This window comes from Streptomyces sp. NPDC057474, assembly GCF_042802555.1.
In the GTDB taxonomy this organism is placed as follows: domain Bacteria; phylum Actinomycetota; class Actinomycetes; order Streptomycetales; family Streptomycetaceae; genus Streptomyces.
Map to the genome: position 1 here is coordinate 1 of NZ_JBHVDX010000315.1, position 8933 is coordinate 8933.

2 protein-coding genes and 1 pseudogene are annotated in these 8933 nt (G+C 74.1%); all 3 read right to left on the bottom strand.

The window, feature by feature from the left end; genetic code table 11:
* Nucleotides 1-214: pseudogene (locus ACFU53_RS44065) on the bottom strand (hypothetical protein); the annotation flags it as partial.
* Entirely contained in the window at nt 211-1278 is a 1068-nt protein-coding gene (locus ACFU53_RS44070) for a glucose-1-phosphate thymidylyltransferase (protein ID WP_384005520.1), read from the bottom strand. The pseudogene ACFU53_RS44065 and the gene ACFU53_RS44070, both read right to left, overlap by 4 nt.
* Nucleotides 1279-1382: 104 nt before the next feature.
* Nucleotides 1383-8885 (bottom strand): SDR family NAD(P)-dependent oxidoreductase, encoded by a 7503-nt coding sequence (locus ACFU53_RS44075; protein WP_384005522.1) that lies wholly within the window; start codon nt 8883-8885, stop codon nt 1383-1385.
* Between the last annotated feature and the right edge of the window lie 48 nt (nt 8886-8933).

Consider the following 8933-nt stretch of genomic DNA (forward strand, 5'->3'; position numbering starts at 1 on the left):
CGGCCACCAGGTCCGCGCTCAACGGCTGGTGCCGGACGGGCAACGGTCCGCAGGTGACGCGTTGGCCGGTGCTGCCCGAGGGGGGGTTGATCCTGATCATCTCGCGGCCCGGCAGACCGGGGCAGCGGACCGGCGCGGTGGGGCCGAGGCCGCGCGCGACGGCGTCGCGTTCGGCGTCGACGGCGGTGACGACGAGCAGGCGGATCGGGTTCATGAGGAGATCTGGACCTGCCCGTGGTCGCCGATGACGAGGCGGTGGGTGGCGGGCAGCCGGGGTGCCAGGGTGACCTTGACATTGCGTCCGACGAGGGATGCGGCCACGCGGCGGATGCGGTCGAAGGACGACTCGCGCAGCACGATGGAGTACTCGATCTCGCTGTGGGAGATGCGGCACTTCTCCGCGACCGACGTGGAGGGACCGATGTAGGAGTCGGTGACGATGCTCCCGGCACCGATGATCACGGGGCCGACGATGCGGGAGCGGTGGACCTCGGCGCCCGCCTCGATCCGGACGCGTCCGATGATCTCGCTCTCCTCGTCCACGAAGCCGTCGACGCGGGGCTGGAGGCGCTCCAGGAGGGTGCGGTTGACCTCCAGCATGTCGGTGACGTTGCCGGTGTCCTTCCAGTAGCCGGTGATGACCGTGGAGCGCACGGTCATGCCCTGGTCGATCATCCACTGGAGGGCGTCGGTGATCTCGAGTTCTCCCCGGGGGGAGGGGCGGATGGCCCGGACGGCCTCGTGGACGGCGGTCGTGAAGAGGTACACGCCGGCGACGGCGAGGTCGCTGCGCGGTTTGCGGGGCTTCTCCTCGAGGTCGACGACGTTGCCCTGGTCGTCGGTGACCGCGACACCGAAGGCCGTCGGGTCGCCGACGCGGGTGAGGAGGACCTGTGCGTCGGGCGGGTCCTTGCGGAACTCGTCGACGACGTCGCTGATGCCGTCGAGGACGAAGTTGTCTCCGAGGTACATGACGAAGTCGTCGTCGCCGAGGAAGGGTTCGGCGACGAGGACGGCGTGGGCGAGCCCGAGGGGTTCGCTCTGCTGGATGTAGGTGATGTCCAGGCCGAAGGCGGAGCCGTCGCCGACGGCGGCCTGGATCTCCGGGGCGGTGCTGCCGACGATGACGCCGACGTCGGTGATGCCCGCGGCGGCGATGGCTTCGAGGCCGTAGAAGAGGATCGGTTTGTTGGCTACAGGGACCAGCTGTTTGCTTGAGGTGTGGGTGATCGGTCGCAGTCGCGTACCGGATCCCCCCGCGAGCACGAGAGCCTTCACTGTTCCATCCAGGTGGTGGGTGGGAGGTGGTGGGTGGGAGGTGGTGATCGTCAGGGCCCGGACGACGTGTCAGGGCCCTGACGACCCGGCCTGTCGGTTCAGGCCTAGTCGAGGTCGCCCTCCAGGAAGGCGCGCAGCTCGTCGTCGGAGACTTCGTCGACGGACGCCCCTGCCGCTGGAGTTCCCACGGTGTCGGCGGTCGCGGTGGGCGCCGGGACGCCGTCCAGCCGGGCCAGCAGGCCGTGCAGTCGGCTGCGGAGCCTGTCGTGGAGGACTGCGTCCACCGCCGATCCGGTGAGCTGGGCCTCCAGTGCGTCGAGCTGGTCGAGCACCGGGGACGCGGCGGGCAGGTCGGCGGGGGCGATGCGCTCCAGGAGATGCGCGGCGAGCCGCTGCGGCGTGGGGTGGTCGAACATGAGCGTCGCGGGCAGTCGTACGCCCGCGAGGGCACCGATGCGGTTGCGGAGCTCGACGGCGGTCAGTGAGTTGAACCCGCTGTCGAGGAAGCCTCCTTCGGGGTCGAGGGAGTCGGGGCTGTCATGGCCGATGACCAGGGCGGCCTGGGCTAGCACGGCGTCCAGGACGGCGTCGTGCCGGGCGCTCGGGGCGAGTGCGGCGAGGCGTGCGCGCAGCTCACCCTCGGCGGGCGCCGCGGGTGTGGCGGCCGCCTGGGCGGCGGGGCGTCGGGTGCGGGCCCCGACGAGGTCGCGGACGAGGTCGGGCACGGAGCCGTCGGAGGCGCGCAGGTTGGCCGGGTCGAGGTCGGCGGGCGCGTACCAGGGCTCCGGGGAACGCAGTGCGGCGTCGAGCAGGGCGAGCGCGTCGGCGGTGTCCATCGGGCGCAATCCGCTGCGGGCGATGCGGCGCAGGTCGGCCTCGCCGAGCTTGCCGGTCATGCCGCTGCGTTCGGCCCACAGGCCCCAGGCGAGGGACTGGACGCGGCGTCCGCGCGCGGCGCAGCGGGCGGCGAAGGCGTCGAGGAAGGCGTTGGCCGCCGAGTAGTTGCCCTGGCCGACACCGCCGAGTGTCCCCGCGAGCGAGGAGAACAGCAGGAGTGTGGCGCCGGTGTTGCGGGTGAGCTGCTCCAGCAGCACGGTGGCGTCGGCCTTGGCGCGCAGCACCGTGTCGACGCGCTCGGGGGTGAGGGACTGCACGATGCCGTCGTCCAGGACGCCGGCTGTGTGGACGACCGCGGTCAGCGGACGGTCGGCGGGGATGCCGTCGAGCAGTGCGGTCAGGGCGGCACGGTCGGCGACATCACAGGCCGCGACGGTCACGTGGGCGCCGTGGCCGGTGAGTTCCTCGTGGAGTTCGGCCATGCCGTCTGCGGCGGCGCCGCGTCGCCCTGCCAGCACCAGGGAGCGGACGCCGTGGGCCGTGACCAGGTGGCGGGCGATCCGCCGACCGAGGACTCCGCCGGCTCCGGTGACCAGGACGGTGCCGTCGCCGGGTGTGCCCGCCGTGGTGCCGACGGGTGTGTCCGCCGGGGTGGTGCGGGTGAGGCGGGAAGTGAGTGCGGTGCCGTCGCGCAGGGCGATCTCGCTGTCGCCCAGGGCCAGTACGGCGGGCAGCAGGGCGAGCGAGGCCGCGCTGCCGTCGTGGTCGACGAGGGCGAAGCGGCCGGGGTTCTCGGCGCGTGCCGCACGGATCAGGCCCCAGACGGCCGCCTGGGCGGGATCGGTGCGCGGCGCGTCGTCGGGTGAGGTGCTGACGGCGTGCCGGGTGAGCACCACCAGCCGGGAGCCGGCGAGGCCGTCGTGGGCGAGCCAGTCCGTGACCAGGCCGAGGGCGTGGTGGGAGGTGTACCGGGCGGCGACGGCGAGATCGGTGTCCTCGCCGGTGTCGGGCAGTGCGGCGAGGACGGTTGCGGGTACGACCGTGTCGGCCACGGCCGTCAGGAGCGCGGCGGCGTCGGCGTGGTGGACGGCGTCCGCGAGTGCCGGTGCGGCGGGCGGGACGGCGCTGCCGACGAGGTGCCGTGGGCCGGCGGGGGGTGCGCCGAGGGCGACGGGTGTCCAGCGGATCCGGTGCAGTGCCCCGCGGCCGGGGGCGGCCGGCAGCGCGCCGGTGTCGACGGGGCGCAGGGCGAGGGCGTCGATGTCGGCGACCGGGTTTCCCGCTCCGTCGAGGAGGGTCACCCGGTAGGTGTGCTCCTCGGCGGCCGGGACGAGACGGACGCGCAGGGCGGTGGATCCGGCGCTGTGCACGGTGACGTCCGAGAAGGTGAACGGGACGATCGTGCCGGTGTCGTCGGCGGCTGCGAGAGCCACCGTGTGCAGGGCCGCGTCCAACAGGGCGGGGTGCACGCGGAAGCGGTCGGTGCCCTGAAGGTGTTCGCCGTCCTCGGGGGCGATCTCCGCGTACACGGTGTCACCGTCGCGCCAGGCCGCGCGCAGGCCGCGGAAGGCCGGACCGTAGGCGAAGCCGCCCTCGGCGATGCGCTCGTACAGGCCGGTCACATCGACGGGTGTGGCGGCCGGCGGCGGCCAGGCGGCGGCAAGGGGTGCGGCGGCGGCTGCCGGGGTGTCGCTGAGGGTGCCCTCGGCGTGCCGGGTCCAAGGGTCCTGGGCGGTGTCGCCGCCGGTGGCGGGCCGGGAGTGCACGGTCAGGGCTCGGTTGCCGTCGCCGTCGGGTGCGCCGACCGCGACCTGGAGGTGGACGCCTGCGTGCTCGGGGAGGACCAGCGGGGTCCGCAGAGTGAGGTCGGTGATGCGGGAGGCTCCGACGTGGGCGCATGCCTCCATGGCGAGGTCGAGGAAGGCGGTGCCGGGGAAGAGGACGCGGCCGGCGAGCGCGTGGTCGGCGAGCCAGGGCCGGTCCGGGACGGAGACGGTTCCGGTCAGGACGACTCCGGAGCTGTCGGCGAGGGGGACGGCCGCGGTCACCAGCTGGTGGCCTACCTGTTCCAGGTCGGTGCGGGTGGTGTCGGCGCCGGTGCTCTCCAGCCAGTAGGTGCGTCGCTGGAAGGGGTAGGTGGGCAGGTCGGTGCGGCGGGCCCCGGTGGGGGCGAACCAGCTGTCCCAGTCGACGCGGTGGCCATGGGTGTGCAGCCGGGTCAGGGCGGAGGTCAGTGACGCTCCCTCCTCGGTGTCCCGGCGCAGGGTCGGCACGAGGGTGGCGTCGTCGTCGACGCAGTCGCCGGCGAGCGCGGTGAGGACGTCACCCGGTCCGATCTCGACATAGGTGGTGACGCCCTGTTCCTCGAGGGCGCGGATCCCGTCGCGGAAGCGGACGCCCGCACGGACCTGACGCACCCAGTAGGCGCCGTCGAAGGGTTCGTCGGCGGTGACGGGGCGTCCGGTGAGGGTGGACACCACCGGCACGGTGGGGGTGGCGTGGCCGAGCTCTGCGGTGTGCGCGGCGAACGCGTCGAGCATGCCGTCCATGTGGTGCGAGTGGAAGGCGTGGCTGACGTTGAGGCGGTGCGTCTTGCGGCCCTGGGCGGCCAGTTCGGCGGCGACCGCGATGACGGCGTTCTCGTCGCCGGACAGGACGGTGGCGAGCGGGCCGTTGAGCGCGGCGACGGCGACCCGGCCCTCGTGGGCGGCGAGCAGCGGGGCCACCTCGTCCTCGCCGGCCTGGACGGAGACCATGACGCCGCCCGCCGGGAGGTCCTCCATCAGTGTGCCGCGTACGGCGACGAGGCGGCAGGCGTCCTCCAGGGTGAGGACGCCCGCGACGTGGGCCGCGGCGATCTCGCCCACGGAGTGGCCGAGCAGCGCGTCGGGCCGTACGTCCAGACTCTCCAGGAGCCGGTACAGGGCGATCTGGACGGCGAAGAGCGCGGCCTGGGTGTAGGCGGTGCGGTCGAGCAGGGCGGCTTGCGGGGTGCCCGGCTCGGCGAACATCACGTCCCGCAGCGACAGGTCGAGGTGGGCGTCGAGGTGGGCACAGACCTCGTCGAGGGCGTCGGCGAAGACCTCGTACCGCTCGTACAGGGTGCGGCCGGCGGCGGCCCGCTGGGCGCCCTGACCGGAGAAGAGGAAGGCTGTCCTGCCGCCGCGGGCCCGGCCGGTGACGAGGAGCGGGTTCTCGCGTCCCTCGGCGAGGGCGGTGAGCGCCTCGGCGAGGGCGTCGGTACCGTCGGCGACGACGGCCGCCCGGTCGTAGTGGTGGGCGCGGGTGGTGGCCAGGGACAGAGCGAGGTCGGCCGGCTCCGCCTCCGGGCGGGCGGCGATGTGGTCGAGGAGGCGCCGGGCCTGGGCGCGCAGTGCGGCGGTGCCGCGGGCGGACAGCAGCCAGGGCAGGGCCCCGGAGGGTGTGTCGGCCGGGCGCGGATCCGCGGGCGCGGGGCTGTCCGGTTCCTGGAGGATGACGTGGGCGTTGGTTCCGGAGACGCCGAAGGAGGAGACGCCCGCGCGGCGCGGGGTGTCACCGGGCGTCCAGTCACGCTCCTCGTGCAGCAGGCGTACGGCGCCGGAGGACCAGTCGATGTGCGGGGAGGGGTCCTCGGCGTGCAGGGTGCGCGGCAGGACGCCCTGCCGCATCGCCATCACCATCTTGATCACGCCCGCGACGCCGGACGCGGCCTGTGTGTGGCCGATGTTGGACTTCAGCGCGCCCAGCCACAACGGGCGTTCGGCAGGCCGGTCCTGGCCGTAGACGGCGAGCAGGGCCTGGGCCTCGATGGGGTCGCCGAGGGTGGTGCCGGTGCCGTGCGCCTCCACGGCGTCCACGTCCTGCGGGGAGAGCCCGGCGGAGGCCAGCGCCTGCCGGATGACGCGCTGCTGGGCCGGTCCGCTGGGCGCGGTCAGGCCGTTGGAGGCGCCGTCCTGGTTGACGGCGGTCGCGGCGACGGTGGCAAGCACGGGGTGCCCGTGGCGGCGGGCGTCGGAGAGGCGCTCCAGCAGGAGCAGGCCGACGCCTTCGGCCCAGCCGGCGCCGTCGGCCTCGGCGGCGAACGGCTTGCAGCGTCCGTCGGGCGACAGGGCGCGCTGCCTGCTGAACTCGACGAAGGTGTCCGGGGTGGAGATCACTGTGACGCCGCCGGCCAGGGCGAGTTCGCACTCTCCGGACCGCAGTGCCTGTGCGGCGAGGTGCAGGGCCACGAGGGAGGAGGAGCAGGCGGTGTCGACGGTGACGGCCGGGCCCTCCAGGCCGAAGGTGTAGGCGATGCGGCCGGAGGCGACGCTGCCGGCGCTGCCGGTGGCGAGGTAGCCCTCCAGTTCCTCGGGGGCTCGGCGGGCGCGGCTGCCGTAGTCGTTGTAGTTGGAGCCGATGAACACGCCCGCCCGGGCGCCGCGAATCCGGTCGGGTTCGATCCCGGCGCGTTCGAACGCTTCCCAGGATGTCTCGAGCAGCAGCCGGTGCTGCGGGTCGATGGCGACGGCCTCGCGGGGCGCGATCCCGAAGAACGCAGGGTCGAACTCGGCCGCGTCGTGCAGGAATCCGCCGTGCCGGGTGTACGAGTGGCCGGTGCGGTCGGGGTCGGGGTCGTAGAGGTTGTCGACGTTCCAGCCGCGGTCGGCGGGGAAGGGGGTGATGGCGTCGGTGCCTTCGGCGACCAGCCGCCACAGGTCTTCCGGAGAGGTGACGTCGCCGGGGAAGCGGCAGCTCATGCCGACGATGACGACGGGGTCGTCGTCGACGGCGGCCGTCGGTAGCTGCGGCAGGGGTTCGGCGGTCGCGTCGGCGTCGAACAGCTCCTGGTCCAGATGGGCGGCGAGGGCGTTCGCGGAAGGGTGGTCGAAGGCGAGGGTGACCGGCAGTCGCAGCCCGGTGGCCTCGGCGAACCGGTTGCGCAGTTCGACCGCGGTCAGCGAGTCGAAGCCGAGGTCCCGGAAGGCACGCCCGTCGGGGACGGCGTCGGGGTCGGCGTGCCCGAGGACGGCGGATGCCTGCGCGCGTACCTCGGCGAGCAGCGCGGCGCGGCGCTCGGCGGGGGCCAGCGCGGCCAGCCGGCGCACGAGCGGCGGCCTGTCGGCGGTGTCGGCCTCCTTCTCCTCGTCGCCGCCCGCCGCGACGGCCTTGCGGGCCTCGGGGAATTCGCGTAGCGCGGCGAACGCGCGGACCGTGATGAGCTTCCAGTCGACGTCGGCGACGATCAGGAACTCCTCGTCCTGGTCGAGGGCTTTCTGCAGGGAGGCCATGGCCAGGTCGGGGTCCATCGGGGGCACACCGTCGCGGCGGAGCCGCTCGGCGACCTCCTCCCCGACCATGCCGCCGCCCGCCCACGTGCCCCAGCCGACGGAGGTGGCGGGGAGTCCCTCGGCCCGGCGGCGGGCGGCCAGGGCGTCGAGGAAGGCGTTGGCGGCGGCGTAGCTGCCCTGTCCGGGGCCGCCGAGGGTGCCGGCCATGGACGAGAACAGCACGAAGGCGTCCAGGTCGAGGTGGCGGGTGGCGGCGTCGAGAGCGAGTGCGGCATCGGCCTTGGGGCGCATGACGCCGTGTGCGCGCTGTGGAGTGAGGGCGTCGATGACGCCGTCGTCGATGACGCCCGCGGTGTGCACGACCGCGGTGAGGGTGCCGCCGCCGGGCAGGTCGTCGACGAGCCGCCGTACCGCGTCGGTGTCGGCGACGTCGCAGGCGACCACCGTCGCGGGGGTGCCCAGTTCGGCCAGTTCCGCGACGAGTTCGTCGGCGCCTGGGGCAGCCGGTCCGCGCCGTGAGGCGAGCACCAGGTGCTCGGCGCCGCCGCGGGCCAGCCAGCGGGCGACGTGCCGGCCGAGCCCGCCGGTGCCTCCGGTGACGAGGACGGTGCCGGACGGCTGCCACCGGCCGTCGGGGCGCGGTCCCTCGCCGGCGCGCACCAGCCTCCGGGCGAAGATGCCCGATCCGCGCACCGCGAGGTGGTCCTCCTCCAGCGCCCCGGACAGCCCGTCGACCAGCCGGGAGGCGGCACGGTCGTCGAGCGTGTCGGGCAGGTCGATCAGGCCGCCCCAGCGCTGGGGGTACTCCAGGGCCGCGATGCGGCCGAGACCCCAGGTCATCGCCTGGAGCGGGTGGTGCAGCCGGTCGCGACGGTGGACGGAGACGGCACCGCGCGTGGCGCACCACACGGGCGCGTCGAGCCGGACGTCACCGAGCGCCTGGAGCAGGGAGGCGGTCAGGACCAGGCCGGTGGGCAGGACGCCTTCCACGGACCAGGGGGACTCGTCCAGGGCGAGCAGCGAGAGCACTCCGCCGATCTCGGTGCCGTCGGTCTGCTGCCGGATCATGTCGGCCATACGGTCGCGTTCGGCGGCGGGTCCCCCGGCGACGAGGAGGCGTGCTCCGGCCGACCGCGCTTCGAGCGCTGAGGACACCTGCCGGACGAGGGGGTCGGCCTCGTGTCCTGCGGGGACGACGACCAGCCAGGTGCCCGTGAGGTCTGCGGCCCGTGCGGGTCGCCCGGTGCTGGGCCGCCAGGCTACTCGGTAGCGCCAGCCGTCCAGGGTGGAGCGGTTGATCCGGTCGCGCCGCCACGACGACAACGCGGGCACGACCTCGGCCAGCGAACGCACGTCCTCCATGCCGAGGCTCTCGGCGAGGGAGTCCAGGTCGTGGTTCTCGACGCTGCTCCAGAAGCCGTCGTCGTGCAAACCCGGACTCCCGTCGACGGCAGTCTGCCGGACCGCGGGCTCCAGCCAGAACCGGCTGCGTTGGAAGGCGTAGGTGGGCAGGTCCACCCGGCGCGGCGACAGTCCCTCGAAGACCGGCGCCCAGTCCACCGACAC